The sequence below is a fragment of the Kitasatospora sp. NPDC048715 genome (assembly GCF_043198905.1).
GTDB lineage: Bacteria > Actinomycetota > Actinomycetes > Streptomycetales > Streptomycetaceae > Kitasatospora > Kitasatospora lactacystinica.
The window spans coordinates 1-15,821 of record NZ_JBICVH010000037.1; the positions used below are offsets into that span (position 1 = coordinate 1).

At 73.7% G+C, this 15,821-nt stretch carries 22 protein-coding genes; 6 read left to right on the forward strand and 16 right to left on the reverse strand.

Annotation, left to right across the window (positions count from 1 at the left end; all coding sequences use genetic code 11):
- Window positions 1–1,844: 1,844 nt before the first annotated feature.
- Window positions 1,845–2,411 carry a hypothetical protein gene (locus ACGFSC_RS42485; protein WP_359912173.1) on the reverse strand — a complete coding sequence of 189 codons (567 nt, stop codon included), beginning with the start codon at window positions 2,409–2,411 and terminating at the stop codon, window positions 1,845–1,847.
- A gap of 322 nt (window positions 2,412–2,733) precedes the next feature.
- Here ACGFSC_RS42485 and ACGFSC_RS42490 point away from each other — a divergent pair, with 322 nt between their 5' ends.
- The 4 genes from ACGFSC_RS42490 (at window position 2,734) to ACGFSC_RS42505 (ending at window position 5,524) form a co-directional block, all read left to right on the forward strand.
- Window positions 2,734–3,510, forward strand: coding sequence for a hypothetical protein (locus tag ACGFSC_RS42490; RefSeq protein ID WP_359912170.1), 777 nt, complete (start codon window positions 2,734–2,736; stop codon window positions 3,508–3,510).
- Window positions 3,507–4,421: a hypothetical protein gene (locus tag ACGFSC_RS42495; RefSeq protein WP_359912167.1), complete on the forward strand. Its 915-nt coding sequence runs from the start codon at window positions 3,507–3,509 to the stop codon at window positions 4,419–4,421. The genes ACGFSC_RS42490 and ACGFSC_RS42495 overlap by 4 nt, the downstream gene beginning before the upstream one ends.
- 141 nt (window positions 4,422–4,562) lie before the next feature.
- A complete protein-coding gene (locus ACGFSC_RS42500; RefSeq protein WP_359912165.1) occupies window positions 4,563–4,952 on the forward strand; it encodes a hypothetical protein in 390 nt (129 codons plus the stop codon).
- Between the two features lie 89 nt (window positions 4,953–5,041).
- Complete coding sequence (locus ACGFSC_RS42505; RefSeq protein WP_359912162.1) at window positions 5,042–5,524, forward strand: RDD family protein; 483 nt, start codon at window positions 5,042–5,044, stop codon at window positions 5,522–5,524.
- A 123-nt stretch (window positions 5,525–5,647) separates the two neighbouring features.
- Here ACGFSC_RS42505 and ACGFSC_RS42510 read toward each other — a convergent pair whose 3' ends face one another.
- The 7 genes from ACGFSC_RS42510 to ACGFSC_RS42540 all read right to left on the reverse strand — a co-directional run bounded on the left by ACGFSC_RS42510 (window position 5,648) and on the right by ACGFSC_RS42540 (window position 10,828).
- Complete coding sequence (locus tag ACGFSC_RS42510) at window positions 5,648–6,376, reverse strand: GNAT family N-acetyltransferase (RefSeq protein ID WP_359912159.1); 729 nt, start codon at window positions 6,374–6,376, stop codon at window positions 5,648–5,650.
- Between the two features lie 244 nt (window positions 6,377–6,620).
- A complete protein-coding gene (locus ACGFSC_RS42515; RefSeq protein WP_359912156.1) occupies window positions 6,621–7,736 on the reverse strand; it encodes a hypothetical protein in 1,116 nt (371 codons plus the stop codon).
- A gap of 84 nt (window positions 7,737–7,820) precedes the next feature.
- The gene (locus ACGFSC_RS42520; protein WP_359912153.1) at window positions 7,821–8,018 is read right to left on the reverse strand and encodes a hypothetical protein; all 198 of its coding nucleotides are present in this window, start codon (window positions 8,016–8,018) and stop codon (window positions 7,821–7,823) included.
- Between the two features lie 124 nt (window positions 8,019–8,142).
- Window positions 8,143–8,337, reverse strand: coding sequence for a hypothetical protein (locus ACGFSC_RS42525; RefSeq protein WP_359912150.1), 195 nt, complete (start codon window positions 8,335–8,337; stop codon window positions 8,143–8,145).
- A 190-nt stretch (window positions 8,338–8,527) separates the two neighbouring features.
- Window positions 8,528–8,761: a hypothetical protein gene (locus ACGFSC_RS42530; RefSeq protein ID WP_359912147.1), complete on the reverse strand. Its 234-nt coding sequence runs from the start codon at window positions 8,759–8,761 to the stop codon at window positions 8,528–8,530.
- Between the two features lie 66 nt (window positions 8,762–8,827).
- Entirely contained in the window at window positions 8,828–10,102 is a 1,275-nt protein-coding gene (locus tag ACGFSC_RS42535; RefSeq protein ID WP_359912144.1) for a transcriptional regulator, read from the reverse strand.
- A gap of 132 nt (window positions 10,103–10,234) precedes the next feature.
- Window positions 10,235–10,828 (reverse strand): hypothetical protein, encoded by a 594-nt coding sequence (locus tag ACGFSC_RS42540; RefSeq protein WP_359912141.1) that lies wholly within the window; start codon window positions 10,826–10,828, stop codon window positions 10,235–10,237.
- Window positions 10,829–11,018: 190 nt separating this feature from the next.
- Here ACGFSC_RS42540 and ACGFSC_RS42545 point away from each other — a divergent pair, with 190 nt between their 5' ends.
- Window positions 11,019–11,939 carry an endonuclease/exonuclease/phosphatase family protein gene (locus ACGFSC_RS42545; protein WP_359912138.1) on the forward strand — a complete coding sequence of 307 codons (921 nt, stop codon included), beginning with the start codon at window positions 11,019–11,021 and terminating at the stop codon, window positions 11,937–11,939.
- A 46-nt stretch (window positions 11,940–11,985) separates the two neighbouring features.
- Window positions 11,986–12,204: a hypothetical protein gene (locus tag ACGFSC_RS42550; RefSeq protein ID WP_359912135.1), complete on the forward strand. Its 219-nt coding sequence runs from the start codon at window positions 11,986–11,988 to the stop codon at window positions 12,202–12,204.
- 93 nt (window positions 12,205–12,297) lie between these two features.
- Here ACGFSC_RS42550 and ACGFSC_RS42555 read toward each other — a convergent pair whose 3' ends face one another.
- From ACGFSC_RS42555 to ACGFSC_RS42590, 8 genes are all read right to left on the reverse strand, one after another.
- Complete coding sequence (locus ACGFSC_RS42555) at window positions 12,298–12,519, reverse strand: hypothetical protein (RefSeq protein ID WP_359912132.1); 222 nt, start codon at window positions 12,517–12,519, stop codon at window positions 12,298–12,300.
- 64 nt (window positions 12,520–12,583) lie between these two features.
- Complete coding sequence (locus ACGFSC_RS42560; RefSeq protein ID WP_392865341.1) at window positions 12,584–12,964, reverse strand: hypothetical protein; 381 nt, start codon at window positions 12,962–12,964, stop codon at window positions 12,584–12,586.
- Between the two features lie 80 nt (window positions 12,965–13,044).
- Entirely contained in the window at window positions 13,045–13,221 is a 177-nt protein-coding gene (locus ACGFSC_RS42565) for a hypothetical protein (RefSeq protein ID WP_359912129.1), read from the reverse strand.
- Window positions 13,218–13,550, reverse strand: a complete 333-nt coding sequence (locus ACGFSC_RS42570) for a hypothetical protein (protein WP_359912127.1) — start codon at window positions 13,548–13,550, stop codon at window positions 13,218–13,220. Before ACGFSC_RS42570 ends, ACGFSC_RS42565 begins: the two co-directional genes overlap by 4 nt.
- A gap of 71 nt (window positions 13,551–13,621) precedes the next feature.
- Window positions 13,622–14,536: an AAA family ATPase gene (locus tag ACGFSC_RS42575; protein ID WP_359912125.1), complete on the reverse strand. Its 915-nt coding sequence runs from the start codon at window positions 14,534–14,536 to the stop codon at window positions 13,622–13,624.
- A complete protein-coding gene (locus ACGFSC_RS42580; RefSeq protein WP_359912122.1) occupies window positions 14,533–15,180 on the reverse strand; it encodes a hypothetical protein in 648 nt (215 codons plus the stop codon). The genes ACGFSC_RS42575 and ACGFSC_RS42580 overlap by 4 nt, the downstream gene beginning before the upstream one ends.
- Window positions 15,181–15,237: 57 nt before the next feature.
- A complete protein-coding gene (locus ACGFSC_RS42585) occupies window positions 15,238–15,540 on the reverse strand; it encodes a hypothetical protein (RefSeq protein WP_359912119.1) in 303 nt (100 codons plus the stop codon).
- Window positions 15,541–15,661: 121 nt separating this feature from the next.
- Complete coding sequence (locus ACGFSC_RS42590; RefSeq protein ID WP_359912116.1) at window positions 15,662–15,811, reverse strand: hypothetical protein; 150 nt, start codon at window positions 15,809–15,811, stop codon at window positions 15,662–15,664.
- Window positions 15,812–15,821: the final 10 nt, after the last annotated feature.

Below are 15,821 nucleotides of genomic sequence, written 5' to 3' on the forward strand. Positions count from 1 at the left end.
GTTCGGTGCTGCTCTCTTCGGGGTGCCGGCGCTCCGCACCGGCGGGCCCATGACACCCCGTCCGGGCTCGGTCTGGGCCGTATTTCTGCTGGTCAATGGGGGTTTTGGCGCACTTCGTGCGCCTGGCTGACTGGGAGGAGGGGGTGGGTCCTCGCCTTCGTCGCCGCCCTCCCGCCCTGCGATGGGCAAGGCCCACACCCCGACCACCTGACTGCATAGTGTCACAGGCCGCAGCCCCGCCACAAGACCCCACTCGACGCGCCATCACCCACTGTCAGTGGTTCAGACCTCCCACAGTGGTCTGAACCACTCATGCCGGACAAGCCCACCAACAGCCCCAAACAATGCCCGCGACCCCGTATCAGAATCCCACCGTCAGCCAATCTTGCCGCAGACGGCCTCCCCATCCGGCCGCACCCCACAGAATGCATCACCCCGAACCCCCGTACAGACCCAGAAATCCACCCCCACACCCCCTCAGAAAACCACCCCAGACCGCCGTTGACGATATGACGCTGAATTCCGGTGCAACCACAAACCCCACCCCGAAAGCCCCATGCGAAAAACCCATCAAAACCGCTATGCAAAAACCCCATAACACCGGGACGGCACCGAACAGGCCCCGGCGCAGCACGGCGCCGTCGGCAGGCCGGCGGAACGGCGGGACGGGCGACGAGCAGGCCCCGGCCCCACCCCCAGGACCCGGGCACCGGGCGCAGCGCTGTGTCCGGTGCCGGTGTCCCGGACGGCGGCCCCGCGCGGCGCCGCCACCGAGCAGGAGCAGGACACCGGGCGCACCGGCCCGGGCCGGCCCGGACGGCGGCGGCGGCGAGCAGACCCGGGCGGTACCCGCCGACGGGACGGGCGCAGCGGCGAGCGCCTTGATGGCTCGCGCGAGGCGCCTTGCCAGCGAGCGGGGCAGCGAGCGGACACGGCGCCCCGAACCCGAGCTCCTGACCGCGGCAGGCGGGGCAAGAGCAGCGGCACCCCGCCTGGTTGCGGCCGCCGTTTGATGGCTCGCGCGAGCTATCAAGGCGCACGCGAGTCACGTATTGAAATACTCCACGAGATGGCGCTGGTTTCTGTTGGGGCGTCAGCGGTTGGGGGATTTCTCCGTGTGGAGCAGGCGAATGTGCCAGTAGGGGTCTTCGAGTTTTCCGGCGGCGGCTCGGCGGCGTTCGCGGCTGGGCGGCTGGTTGGAATTGGCAGGATGATTGGCGGGCGTCCGTTCATGCTGCGTTTGCTGGCACAGGCGGGGCATTCCAGTCGATCGGGCTCGGCTTTCTCCCGTAGTTCGAGGAGCGAATCGGGGGTGCCGCCGATGGATCCCTGAAAGGTATAGCAGGGGTGCATTCTGGCATTCGCCGTACGGGCGGCGAGCAGCTCATTGTGCTCACGAGTGGTGTCGGCTTCCTGGCGGCATTCCCAGCAGAGCTGGGTGCCGTTGCTCGCGGCGGGCTCGTAGTCGTACTCGTTTGGGCTTTGACGGGCTGTTGGCGGGGCGGAATCACCGCCGGGGCCGGACCGGTCCAGGGTAGCCGTGTCGGGCCGCCACGGGGGCGTTCGGGCCCGTTCTGGGGGCCGGGGCGGGCGTGGGTGGTGGGGTGAGGGTCATCGAGGTGGCCTTCGGTCAGGAACGTGGCCGGGGCGCGGCGGTGACCGGCCCCCGGTACCCGGACGGCATCGCCCGGGTACCTCCCGACGATCCACACCGCCCCTTGGCCAACGGCTTGCCCAGATGTTGTCCTGCCCCTTGACCAGGCTGGTTGTCCCGCCCGGATTGCCCCGGTCAAGGGCCTTGTCCTCCCGAAATGTCCGTGACCGGGATCACCACCGGCAGAGGGTCACCGGTGGCAGTGGGAGCACACCTCTTGACCGGCGAAGGCCCGGTCCGCGGCGGCGACGTCCCGGCCGGTCACCGAGGCGGCGGCGTCGATGACGCTGCTCAGTTTCCGCCGTTCCTTGCTGCGCGTGGCGGTTGCGCCGGTGGCGAGGTGGCGGTCGACGTAGTCGAGGTACTGGCCGGGGTTCCGCACCAGGTCGCTCTGGACCTTGGTCCGGGAGCGCCACTCCCCGGCCTTCGGGCCCCACTTGGTTTCCGCTTCCTCGGCGTCGAGGTGGAACGGCTTGCCGATGCACTCCCAGCTGGTCCCGCGTACCCGTTCAGCGGTCACCGCGGCGGCGACCACACCGTGCAGGGCGAGAGCCTGCACGACGGCCGCTTGGACGGCGTAGTCCCCTGAGACGGCTTCGTCCGTACAGAGCGTCGCCAGGACGTTCTCCGCCTCTACGGCCAGCACTGCCAGCTTGTGGGCGAAGTCGATGCGGGCCCTGTCGGACTCGGTGAAGCTGTCCGCCGGAAGTGACCGCACGTCCACTTCAACAGCGGTGGTGGTGGTTTCTGTTGTCACGCGCTGATCAACGACCGGTTGATCTCCCGGATGCGGCGGCGCAGCATCGGGCCGGAATCGCCCGGTGCCCGGGATCAGCAACGTCCTCCACGGCGGTTCTGGCCTGCGGCGTCTCCCTCGCTCCGGTCGGTTCGTGGCTCGACGGTTGCGCTTGCACGGTCGGCCGGGGGCGTTGTTGCCCTCACGGGTGGGCGGCCTCGGTACGGTTCCGGTGTGGGACGTTTCCGTCATTTCGGCGGATCGTCGCGCGCCCGCCGGGGGCTGATCCGGCGGGCGCGTCTTCGACAGCCACACCCCCGTTGACGACAAGGGAGATCCGATCGTGGCCGAGTCCGACGTTACCGTTCCCCGCCAGCTGCCTCCGCCGGACGGGCCGGAGGGCAACGAGGGCGACGTGACGGTGCAAGCGCTGTTGAAGGGCGGCTCCACCAAGACCACCACCGCCAACTACCTGGCGTTCGTGCGGGCGCTGCGCCGCAAGCGGAAGACCGGGAGGGGGCGGCCGGTCAAAATGCTCGACGCGGACACGGTCAGCCAGACCACCTACCGGTGGGCTAAGAAGTTCCAGGCCGCTCAGGAGGCGGCAGGGAGCGGGCTGGTGTACCCGCTCGACGTCGAGCGGTACCCGTTCGAGGACCTGGACGAGTACATCGCGGAGCTGCGCGCCGACGGCTACGACGTGTTCGCGGACGTCGGCGGCGGCAACGTCGCACTGTTCCACAAGGCGCTGAGGCACGCGGACCGCCTGGTCGTGCCGCTCTCGTCCAGCGGGTTCGACGTCGACCGGGTGGAACCGACCTTCGTCGAGGCGGCCAAGGCGCACGGCGACCACGCGCGGGGAGGGTTCGAGACGCACGTGCTGCTGTCCCGGAAGATCTCCGACAAGCAGTCCCGGGAGGCCCGCGCGGAACTGTCCGCCCTGACCTTCCTGGGCGGCCCGCTGCCGGTGCTGGACACCGAGGTGGAGCAGCTCATCGAGTACACCCGGGTGCTGGGCCGGGTGCCGTCGAACCTGGACGAGTACGCGGCGGTGTGGGACGAGATGATGCGGCGCGAGGCGGCCCGGCGCAGCCAGGCCGGACAGGCGGTGAGCCGATGAGGATGGGCACGCAGGTGGCGCTGCCCGGGCAGGCCGCGGAGCTGACCTCGGTGGGCCAGCTCGACCCGGCCGAGGAGGCGGCGGTGCGGCTGCGCCGCGCCCGGCGGGTGATGAACCGCCCCCAGGAGTTGGCCGGCCTCGATCCGGCCGAGCAGCTGGAGGAGTGCCTGCGGGTGCTGCGCGCGGCCGAGGCCCGGCGCGACGGCACGGTGAGGGACACGCAGCTGCGGGCGGCGGCGGTGTTCTTCGACACGGCCGGGCCGTACTTGGTGTGGGTGCGGGAGAACGGGCTGTACTGCCTGGACGACCCGTCACGGACGTTCGAGCGGTGGCTGTCGGAGCTCTGGGGCTACAGCCAGAGCCAGTGCTACCTGTTCATCGACGCGGTGCGGGTGCGCGCCGCGCTCGGCCTGGCGGGCAGCGAGGAGTACGCCTACCGGGGGACGGTCGTCACCACGGGGCACATCAAGGCGCTGGCGCCGGCCGTCAACGCCCGGCTGGGTCCCGAGGGCGTGCAGCAGCTTTGGGCCGACACCGAGGCCCGGGATGGCAAGGCCACCGAGACCGGCCTGCGGCGCACCTGGCGTGCGTACCGGGAGCTGGCCGCCGCACAGCCGACGGACGGCGAGGGCGAGGCCGGAGGCGCGGGGACGGGCGAGACTTCCGAAAATTCGGAAGACGCGGGGCGGGTGGCCCGGTGGGGGGTGAACGAGGAACTGCGCGCGGTTCGGGCCGCTCTGGAGACCCTCCAGGCCCGGTACGGGCGGCTCACGAACGGCGGCCTGGCCCCGCTGGACGCGGCGGCCGCAACCCGCGAGGCGGCGCAGGTCCGGGCGCTGGGCCGGTGGTTCTCCCGGCACGCCGCAGTACCGGAGGACGTCGTCCTGGACGCGGAGATCGTCCAGGACTGAGCCGGACGATGCGAAGTGCCCGCCTCGGGGTTCCTGGGGCGGGCACTTCGCCTTGTGGGGGCGGACGGTACCGGATCGGGGCTGTGTCGTTGACCGGGTATGAACATTTTCGTTGCTTCTCGGTCGGGGCTGGCTGGTCGGGTGTCCGTGGTCGGCGCGGCGCTGCTGCTGGCCTCCTGGCCGACGTCGGCGCCGGCTTCGGCGTCCACCAGGTCCAGCGACGCGTGCACCCACAACTGGTCGGGCCCCAAGGTCTGCATCTCGATCGTCGGCCACGACCATTTCGCGCGGAGCCTGAGGGCCGTTTGGAAGAACCCGCCCGGTGATGTCCGGCAGTCTCGGGCGATCGTTCACGAGGGCCCGGAGCAGCGGGAGGTGCACGTCCGCGTCATGGGGCGTCGTAGCGGGGACGAGGTCGTGGCGGAGTGGAGGGACCTGGAGCTGGCCGACGGCCGGGTGTGTGTGAGCTTCGCGGACACCGCCGGTGTGTGGGCCTGCCAGGACTCCTACGCCACCGGGCGGGGCGACTGATGGCCCATCACCCGTCGGCGCCTGTGACGGAGCCCTGGTGGGCCGCTGTGGGGCCGCCGATCCTGCCGCAGCCACGACGGCCGAGGCCGGTGCGGATTCCGGGTCTGGCGGGGTGGGCGGCGCGCGCGACGGCGGCCGGGATCGACCTCGGGATCGCCGGCGGCCTGATGACGGCGTACCTGGCCGCGCTGCACCTGGCGGCGCCGGCGTTCGCCGCCGTGCAGTTGCTCGCGCTGCTGGCGGACGTGGACGTCCGGGGGTGGCTGGCGGGCGGCTACTGGGTGGTGGGCGCGGGTTGGCTGGTCTTGCAGTGGGCGGAACGGGGCCGGACCGGGGAAAGTCTCGGGCAGCGGCTGGCGGGGGTGGTGCTGGTAGACGAGGAGAGCGGGGCGCCGGTGGGCCCGGCCCGCAGCATCCTGCGCGGGCTACTACACGTCCTGGACACGCTCCCGGCCTGCGCCGGGTACCTGCGCCCGCTGGTCCATCCCCGGCGGCAGACGTGGGCGGACAGCATCGCCCGGACGGTGGTCGTTCGGCGTGAGTTGATCGAGTCGATCGCGCAGCCCAGATAGGTCTTGGGGGTCGTCTGCCGCCCGGCGAGGCCTGGGCGCGGCGGCGGGGGTGCCGGGTGCCGGCAAGGATCCCGGTGTCCTTGGGGGGGCTGGGATCCTTGCCGGTCGTCGGCCGGTCCGGGGCTACCGGCGCCAGCGGGTGAACAGTCGCTCGTCCGGGCCGGGCTGGATCCCGAGGGGCAGGCCGAGCAGGACGTTCAGGTCGATGCCCTCGTCCTGGGAGAGAGGTGTGAAGCCGCGCTGGCTGTAGAAGCGGGGCAGGGGCTCCGAGTCGGCGTCGAACTGCCCATAGAGGAGCTGGTACTGGAGTTGCTGGTAGACCTGGACGGCGCGTTTGAGGAGGTGGGTGCCCCACCCTCGGCCGCGGGCGCTGTCGGCGACGGCGACGGCACCGATCTTGGCGATGACCAGGCAGAAGAACAGCAGTTGTTCGCCCTGGACGCCCTGCTCGGCGCCGACCTTGAGCAGGGATGCGGGCGGTACGGCGCTCAGCGCGCCGACCGGCTCGCCGTCCTGGTCCTCGGCGACCAGGACGAGCGAGAGGCCGGGGATGACGGTGACCAGGTCATGGCCGGCCGCTGCCGTCGCCGCGGCCCGCGTCAGCTGTTTCTGTCCTCCGTCCAGGCCGACGCGCAGCGTGGCGGCGAGGCCTCCGGTGTCGATGCTGTCGGCGTGGATCCGGTCGAGCCCGACTCCGGTCAGGTCCAGGAGCTGTTCCACGGCGGGCGCTTCGCCGGCTCTGGCCAGTCTGATCCGTCCGCCGTCGGGTCCGTCCCAGCCGTCGAGCAGCCGTTGGCCGGTGATCGGGCGGGGAGGGGTCGAGCCGCCGCGGGTCCCCTTGCGTTTTGCCATCCGGTCACCGTAGCCGGGTGGTCGGGGCCCCTGGGGGCGTTCGTGAAGGTTGGCGGGCGCGGTGCGTTGACGCGAGCGGTGCGGCCTGCCGGGGCCGGCGCTTCCAGGACGGCGGCGAGGGCCCGGGCAAGCCGACGGGTGCTGCGGGTGGTCAGGTCGACCTCGATGCGCTGCTCACCGTGATCGACGATGAACCGGCCTCGTCCGGCGGGCCGGTGACGTCGATGCGCGCCGCCGGGGCCGGTCAGCGCACCAGGCCCTGGCGCAGCGCCAGGAGGAGGAGATCAGCCGCGCCTTGCCGGGTCGGGGCGAGCAGGGGCTGGCGGTCGGCGGCGTCGATGACGAGTCGGCCGTCGACCAGGGCGGCCCAGCCGGTCCAGCCACTGACGCCCTCCTCGACCCAGGCGATCATCTGGTCGGCGCGGTCGACGCGGGCGACGCGGGGCCAGTCGCTCCAGCCGTGCAGGGTGAGGCCGACGCCGAGATCGGCGCGCTGGTCGGGGTCGCCGAGGCCGTAGGGGGCGAGGGCGGCGATGCGGGTGTCCAGGGCGAGCCGGGGCGGTAGCGGTGTGGGCTGGACCGCGGGCGGGGTGGAGGGCGGGATGTGGCGGGCTATTCGGCCGGCGGCGTCGGGGGCGGTGGTGTTGGCGATCGTGTCGCGCTCCTCCCACCCCATCGGCGGGACCGGCGGGGCGGGGTCCGGTGCTTCGCGGACAGCCGGGCCACTGTCCCTTGATGGCTCACGTGCGGCTTCCGTCCTGGCGGGGCCGTACGCCGTCGGACGGGGCGCCGGGGCCGGAGACGGGGCGGCCGGGCCGGGGCCCGCCGGGGCCGATGGCGCGGGCAGGTCGGGCCGCTGCCCCGGTACGCCCGACCCCCCGGAGGATGCCTCACGTGTGGCGTCAAGGCCGGGGCCCGCCGCCTGGGCGGCCCGCTGTGCCTCGGCCTGGCGGACGGTGGTGCGTGCTCGGGCGAGCAGGTCCTCGGCGGCCCGGGTGAGGGCCGCCAGGCTCACCCGCAGGTGCATCGGGTCGACGCCAGCGTCCAGGTCGGCGGCGAGGCGGCGGGCGGTGCGCTCGGCGAGGAGGCCCAGGCGGGCGATCTGCTCGGCGGCCTCAGACCCGTACGCGCTTGCTGGCTCACGTGTGGCATCCGCGGCGGCGGCCAGGGCCGCCTCCTCACGGGCCTTCGTGCGGCGCCGGTAGGCCTTGGCGGAGCAGCTGCGCCCCGGGCAGTAGCCGGGGCGCTGTCCGGCGCCGGTGCTGCGGATGGGCTGCTCGCACCACCCGCAGTGGGCGCCGGCGGCGGCCTGGTCGTCGTCCTGGTCGTCGTCCTTGATGGCTCGCGTGGGGCTTTCCATGATCGGCATGGTACGGGGCCCCGGGGACGACGAGAGGGCCGGGACGCGGGTGGCGTCCCGGCCCTTGGGACCGGTGTCGGGTTGTCAGGTCGGGCGGTGGCGCGGGCACTGGCAGAACGGCCAGCCCTTGTCCGGGTGGTAGGCGTCGGGGTCGGCCGGAGGCCCGGAGCTGAGGTCGATCTCGGGTGTGCGGTCGTAGCGGGTGCCGTCCGTGGCGACGCGGTAGGTGCTGACCCGCAGTCCCGTGCGGCGGCGGTCGCGGGGGACGAAGTCGGCGGTCACCGGACCACGCCCCGGCGAGGTCGGCGCCGGCGGTCTTCGGCGAGCCGGCGCAGGACCAGGGCGCGGCGGGCGGCGCGGCCGAGGACGGCGGGTCCCGGCGTCCGGGCCGGGAGGGCCGGGGGCCTCACACCGCACTCCGGGCGGTGGCGCACGGCCACGGGACGGCGCAGCGCACGCAGCGGCCGCCGTGGGAGCGGTGGTCGTCGCGCAGCATGCGGTCGGCGGCGGTGCCGGTGGGCTCGGGGTGGTGGGCGGCGTGGGCCGGGGGTCGCAGGGGCGTGGTCCAGGGGTGCGGGCGGCGGGGAGGAGGGGTCGTCATCGCGTGCTCCGGCAGGGCGGGGTCGGGGTCGGCGGCGGTCCGCCGTGTCCGGGGGGATTGCCACGGAGGACCGCCGCAGCCGGCGCTCCCCGGCACCGAGAAGCGGGGAGTGTGCGGCACGGTCACGACGCTACGCAGCACCGGACGCGGGGAAGAGTGCCCGCGCGTCTGCCAATCCGTCTGCCAGACGTCAGCCCGTCAGGTAGTAGCCGGTGATCCGACGCCTGCCGACCGCCGTGCGGGCCGTGGCGTGGAAGTAGGAGGCGGGAATCACGTGCCTGCCGGGGGCTCCGCCGTACCCGCCGGTCACCTCGACGGTGCGGTCCCCGAGGGTGTAGGACCGCACGGTCACGGTCTCGGGGTAGCAGGACGTCGGCCCGCCGCGGCAGGTCGTGTAGGTCTGGCCGGCCTCGATGCGGTGCACAAGTCCTCCTCGGGATCGTGGCTGGTGCCCTGACGGTAGTGCCTCGCCGAGGCGCCGCACTGTCGCTCAGGACGTCCGGCGGGCGAGGACCTCGGCGACCTCGGGGACGTCCTGGTGGTGGCGCAGTGCGGTGACGGCGGTGCGGGTGCGGTCGGCGGCGCGGGAGGAGGGGATGGCGGCCGCGGCGGCGAGCATCCGGTCGGCGACGGTGGCCGCTTCCTCGGGCTCGTTGGCGTCGAGCAGCGCCACCGTCAGCCAACTGCTGTACAGCGCGTACTCGCGGGCGTGGGTGACGTCGTACTCGGCGAGGACGGTGCGCAGCAGGGGGACGGCGCGCAGGGGGCGGCGCAGGGTGGTGTAGACGCGGGCGGCCATGACGTCGTGTTCGGCGCGGGTGACCCAGTACAGCCACTGGCGGGGGTCGGTGGCGGTGGGGAGTTCGGCGTCGGCCTGGTCGACCTGGTCGAGGGTGGTGGCGATCGCCGACAGGGCGGTGCGCTGGTCGCCGGCGAGGGCGGCGACCCAGGCGGTTCGGGAGGAGGTGAGGGAGCGGGCGCGCAGCGAGTCGCCGAGGCCGGCCTGCTGCTCGGCGGCGCGCAGCAGCTCCGCCGCACGGGAGAGGTGGCCGAGGCCTGCTTCCCAGTAGGCCCAGGAGCCGAGGAGGTGGGAGGCGAGCGGGGCGTCCCCGGCCTGGCGGGCGGCACCGAGCCCCCGGCGGAACAGCGGCACCGGGTCCACGGCGCCGGCGGAGTCCATCGCCGCCCACCCGGCGAGCTGCGCCAGCTCGCCGACGGCGACCAGCAGCGTCCGGCCGACCTCTCCGGCGTGGCAGGTCTGGTTGTGCAGGGCCACGGCCCGGTCCAGTTCGGCGGACACCTGCGTCACCAGGTCGCGGCCGGCGAGGAGGTCGTCCGCCAGGCGGAAGCCGTGCACCCGGCGCAGCAGCGCGGCGGCGTCCGTCGCTCCGACGGTGCGTCCGGCGCTCGTGCCGCACGGCGACAGGTCGGTGTCCGGCGGGAGGGCGTCGGCGATCACCTCCGCCGCCGTACGGGCCGGCAGCGGCGCGCGCGCGGCGGCGCGGGCCGCCTTCGAGACGGCGCGGGCCCGGCGCAGCCGGCCTTCGTCCAGCTCCAGCACGACGGCCAGGTGCGGCAGGTAGTAGGGGCCGGGGGTGCGCCCCTTGTACTCGGTTTCCCAGCGCCACACGTCGGTGCGGGTCGGCACGGACCCGGAGACGTCCGCCAGGCGCCAGGCCACGTCCTCCTCCGACAGCCCCAGCTCACGGCGGCGGGCGGCGATCAGCGCGCCGATCCGCTCGGCCCGGCGCCCACCCTCGTCCATGCCCGTTCCCCTGCTCCGCGGTCCCCTGGTGGGACCGTACCCGCCTGGGACAACGCGTACCGGCCGTCGGGGAAACGACGGCTTCTACTTTTGGGCCCTCAAATGAGGGCCCGTTTTTGAAACCGCCGCAGATCAGGGGCCAGCCAGGGCGGAGATCAGCTTGCGCGCCGCCGCCTTGGTCAGCCGCTTGATCGCCGTCTGCGCCTTCTCCCGGGGGCCTCGGGGCTTGATAGTCGTGCCCTTGGTGGCCTTGGCGTACTGCGCGTTGAACTCTTCCGTGCTGACCTTCTCCGCGAGGCTGAGGAGGTACTTCGCCTGGGCGGCAGAGAGCGGGTCGGTCTTCGCCGCTGCTGCGCGGGCGCGCCGCTCGGCGTAGTAGGCGTCGTTGTCCGCCTTGCGCTTGGCCTCGGACTCCTCGGTGCGGCACGTGACGTGCACGGTCTCGTACCAGCCCTGTGCGCCCGGCTGGCCCGTGACGGCTTCCCACAGGGCGTTCGTCGTCAGCACCGACTCGTCAACGCCTTCCGTCAGCCCAGGCCCGACCAGACCGTAGTAGCCGGTCCTGCCTCGGGGCAGCACGGTGAAGCCGGCCGGGATGGCGTGAGCCTCCAGCCAATCCTGCCCGCAGCCGCAGTGTGTGGCGTGGTAGCGGCCCCACTTGCTCTCCAGCGGCTCGTACACCAGCCGGTCGCCGTAGTACTTCGTGTCCCGCGTGAATCCCGACATCGCATCAGTCTCCTGCTGATCGGTGCCGGTCGGCACCGGGTTTCGCCCGGTGGGCGCAAATTCGCCGCATGGAGCTGACGGCCGCTCGGGCCGGGGCCACCCGTAGGTGTGAATCTCGGGACGGCCGCCCGCCGGCGCCGCCATGATGGCCTGCCTGCCGGTGATCACCGGGTGGACGAGAGGGGATTTCATGGAGCTGCTGGTAGTGGTGCAGAACCTGGGCCAGGGCGGGCTGAGGGACGGCTCGGGGGCGCCGGAGGACCGGTGGCCGCTGCTCGCCGAGCGGATCCTCACCGCCGGCGGCCCCGCGGCCCCGCCGGACCTGGTCCTCCTCCAGGAGGCGGTCGACTGGGGCCGGTACGGGCACCGGCAGCTCGCCCTGGCGATGCGGGACCTGGACATGGACGCTCTCCCCCTGCCGCCGTCCGGCTCCGGCTACCCGACGGCGCTGCTCTACCGGCGCGAGACGGTCGGGCGATGGCTGAATTGGAATGTCGACTTCGCTCACCGCACCTTGCACGGGTTCGGTGTCGCGACTTTCGACGTCGGCCTGCCCGCACCGCTCGCGGTCGCGAGCGTGCACCTGGACCCGTTCAGCCCGGACAGTGCCCGCGCCGAGGCGAAACTCGCCGCGACCCGGGCACTGCGGTACGGGCCGTACGGAATGGTGTGCGGCGACATCAACTACCCGCCCGCCAGCCCGGACAGCCCGGAGCCGGACTACGCGGCGATGCGCCCCTACAACAGGTCCGCGCGCACCCTGCTGCCCTCCCAGGCCCGCACCGCGCTGCCCTCCCAGGCCGGCGCCCTGCTGACCGAAGTCGGACCGGCCGCCGCGGTCCCGGACCGGCGGGTCGCCGAGACCCTCGCCCACACCGGCTACGTGGACGCCGCCTGGCACCTCTACCAGCAGAACCGCGACCCGGAGCTGCTGCGCCGCACCAGCACAGACGACCGGATCGACCAGGCGTGGGTCAGTGCCCCGCTCGCCCCGGCGGTGACCGGCTACCGGGTCCTCGACGCGCCCGCCGGGGCGTCGGACCACCACGGCCTGGCCGTGCATCTGGACCTGGCCCGGGCGGCGACCGACGACGTCTGGGAGTACCGGTGACGCCAGGGTTTCCGTCCCGGCCTTCGCTGTTGCCAGACTGACCGTCATGACCGCACCCGACCGACGCCCACTGCGACGCCCCACCCCCGACACCCCCGACCTCTCCGTCGACCTGCCCGCCGACCAGCCGGGACCGTACGCACGCCTCACCGCAGTGGAGCGGGCCCAGATCCCGGACCCCGCCCCCGCGGACACCCCCGCGCAGCAGCCCGCGCCAGGCCGCCGGCCCCTCGGCCCCGGTGGCCTGGCTGTCGCCAAGACCTGACCCGGGTGATGAAATACCGACGGCGGGCCGCCCCATCGACACTGGGGCGGCCCGCTGTCTGCTGCGCCACGGTCGGGGCGCGGTGTTCTGCTGTCAGGCCCGGCGGAAACGGGAGCCCGTGATGGCGCCGCCCGGCTCCGCGTGGAGTGCGGCGGCCTCGGCGGAGTCGAGCACATCGTCGCGGGAGATGCCGGCCGGGGCGACGCCGGACCCGCTGTAGGTGACCTGGCGGCCGTCGGCGGTGGTGACGTCGACCTCGGCGCGGTAGGCGCCGGTGGACTCGGACGAGCTGCTCTTGCGGCTGGAGAATCCCATGTTCTCTCCTCGGAGCGCTCCCCTTCAAGGGGAGCAAGGTTCCTGGCCGTGCTGGCCCGGTCGGTTACTTCTGGACGACCGGACGGTCGACGTGGTGGTGCTCGACTTCGACGTTGGTGTCGTCGATGCGCAGGTACTCGGCCACGGACTCGGCGATCGCGACCGAGCGGTGCCGGCCGCCCCGGCAAGCGACGGTGACGTGGACCAGGCGCCGGTGGCGGTTGGCGTAGCCGTAGACGATCGCCTTGGCCGACTCGGCGATGCGCTCGACCTCCCACATCACGCCGGGGGTCTGGAGCACGTGGTCGCGCACCGGCTCGTCCAGGCCGGTCAGCTCCCGCATCGCGGGATCGTGGTGCGGGTTCCGGAACTTGTCGCCGACGTTGTAGACCAGGCCGTCGTGCGCGGCGATCAGCTTCAGGGCGTCGTCGTGCAGGGTGCCGATCTAGTTGTGGTGGTTCCTAGGGATTTGTGGTGTTTCATGTTTCCCGTTTGCGCCGAACCCCCAACCCCCTTCGCCGGGGCCTAGGGGTACGGGCGGGGCGGGTAATCGCCGTCTTCCACGGAGCGGGCCCATCCCCAGGCCCAGGTGGTCAGGTCCGAGAGCAGGACCCGGGACAGCTCGGCGTCGAACACGGGGCGCCACTCCTGCGGCACCGCGTCCCGGACGTCCGTCAGCGACGCGGTGACCGGGAGCCTCACGACCCGCCGCCGAGGAACCGGCGCGTCAGCCGGCCGGACTTGGGGGCCGGCTCGGCCGGGGCGAGGGCGGCCTGGCGGCGGTGCTCGGCGAGGTGCTCGGCGGCCCGGGCGGCGTGCCGGTCGCGGGCCTCGGCCGCCAGGACGGCGCGCTCGGGGTCGGAGTACGGACGGCCGGGACGGCCGTAGACGTCCACGTCCATCTGCGCCCGTCGGGCCTCCTGGTCGTGCGCGGCGTAGGCGTCCAGGGCGGCCCGGGCACGGGCCGGGGCCACCCGGGCGGCGTGCTGCTCCTCCGGGGTCGGGGGCAGTCGGCGGCCGAACAGCGGCATGGTGCTCCTCCTCTTCTTGGCGGGGGGCCGGCCGCCCGTCTCGCGGGGCGGTCGACCCGGTGACGGCGGGGTCAGGCCGCCGGGGCAGCCCGCAGGTAGACGGTCTCGAACACGGGGTCTCCCCAGAGCCGGTCGCCCAACTCGCCGCCGGACAGGCCGGAGACGTGCACCGACCCGTCCGAGCGGACGGCGGAGACGGTGCCGGTCTCCCCCCGGCCGCGGCCGCGGCCGCCGACGACCGTGACCCGGTCCCCGACCCGGTACGGCGGGCGGGTGAGCAGCAGGAGGCACTCCGGGCTGATCGCGGGGACGCCCACCAGGGACTCCCAGGCGACGCCGGCCACGCCGGAGACCTGGGGCAGCCCGTCGGGCTGGATCCCGGACACCCGGCCGGTGCGGCCCGCGTAGCGGCCGCCGACGACCTCCACCCGGTCCCCCACCCCGAACCCGGCGCCGGGGCCGGCGGCGGCCGTGGCGAGCTGCGGGAGGCGGGAGGCGTGCAGGACGTCGGCGAAGCCCTCGGCGGCCAGGCCGGGCAGGTCGGCGGTGATCTGCTCGTGCAGGGCCCGGACCGTGTCCTCGGGTACGCGGCGGGCGGGGGTCCGGGCGGCGTTGCGGGCCAGCGCGGTGTCAAGCGGGACGTCCAGGACCAGCGCGTAGGCCGGGACGCCGTGCCGGTGGGCGGGGGCGAGCAGGCGTGCACGGTGCTCTGCGGTGGCGTTGGTGGCGTCAATGACGGTGCTGGCGTGCAGTCCCATGCGGGAGTCCAGCAGGGTGTGCAGGATCTGCCACGCGAGTCCGGTGACGGCCTGGTTGCCCCGGTCGCCGGAGGCCAGGCCGCGCAGCCGGTCGGCGCTCAGCACGTCGTCGTCGGCGACGGCGGCGACGGCGGTGGACTTGCCGGTGCCGGGGGCACCGATGGTGACGAGCAGGCACGGGTCCGGCAGGCCGAGAGCGGCCAGGGTGCGGGCGGTGGCGGTGGTCACGGTGCTTCTCCCGAGTGGTTGTCGTGCGGGCCGTTGGGCAGGCCCGCGAGGGCGGCGACGGCGCCGCCGTCCAGGTGGTGCCGGTCCACCAGGGCGGCGGCCACGACGGTGACCGCCGCCCAGTGCCGGTCGAGCACGTCGTCCGCGACGTCGTGCACGGTGCGGTAGTCCTGCCGCCCCTCGGCGCCGAAGCCGATGTGGGGATTGAGCCGGAGCAGCCGGCGCCGGTCGGTCCGGGCGCCGATCTCGACGGCCGTCGCCCGGCCGGGGGTCCACAGACCCGCCTCCCGCAGCCACCGGTCGGCGGCCCGCTCGCCGGCGCCGGCGAAGGCGGCGTAGGCGGGGCCGTCGGCCAGGCCGCAGCCCTCGACGGCGCCGCCGACGTCCGGGTCGTCCGGCGACAGGCGGGCCCGGTGGACGTTGCCGCCCGCCGCGAGGATGGCCACCGCATGGCCGGCCTCGTGCACCGCGTTCATCAGCTCGTACTGCCGCTGCGTAAGACCCTCCAACAGCTCCCCGGCGGTCAGGCCGGTGACCTCCCGGCGGGGAGCGCGGGTGCGGGTCGGGTAGACGACGCCGTCCAGCACGCAGTTGGTGTGCCAGGCCTCGGGCACGGCGGCGACGGCGGTGTACTGGGTCGTCACGGCGGTGCTCCTCTCGGATCGGAATAGGGGCGGGCCGGGCGGCCCGCCCCGAGGTGGTCAGCTCCGGCCCCAGCGGCGGACCTCCTCCTCGCGCTCCTTCTCGGCGGCCTCGCGGCGCATGTGCTGGAGCATCGTCTCGGGCGACCCGTCCGCGTTGCGGTTGAGACCGTGCATCACTCCGCCGCGGGCCCACTCCGACCCGTCGATCTCGCCACGCGAGTTCAGGCGGATCTCCCGGGGCTCGCCCTTGGAGCTGCCGCCGGTGAGGTCGAGCGGCGCGTCGCCCCGGCCGGAGACGGGGACGTAGCCGTGGAGGTCGGTGCCGCTGCTGCTGTTGCTCTTCCGGTTGAAGAGGCCCATGGTCGTGTCCTTTCAGTGGCCGGGCCTGGACAGGCCCGGCATGGATCGGTGGGTGGGGGGAGTTGCTCGGCGAGGTGGGCGAGGGTGACCGGGCGGCTGCCCCGCGCTTCCTAGGGCGGCGTCACTCCTCGGTGACGATGACGGTGACGATGGCGATGTGGTCGGCCTCGAAGGGGAGGCGCTCGAACTCGGCGGCCACGCTGGGGTCGGTGGTGGTGGTCCGGGTGATCTGGCCGTCGGTGGCGGTGATGGTGATGTTGTGCGTGCTCATGGCGATGCAG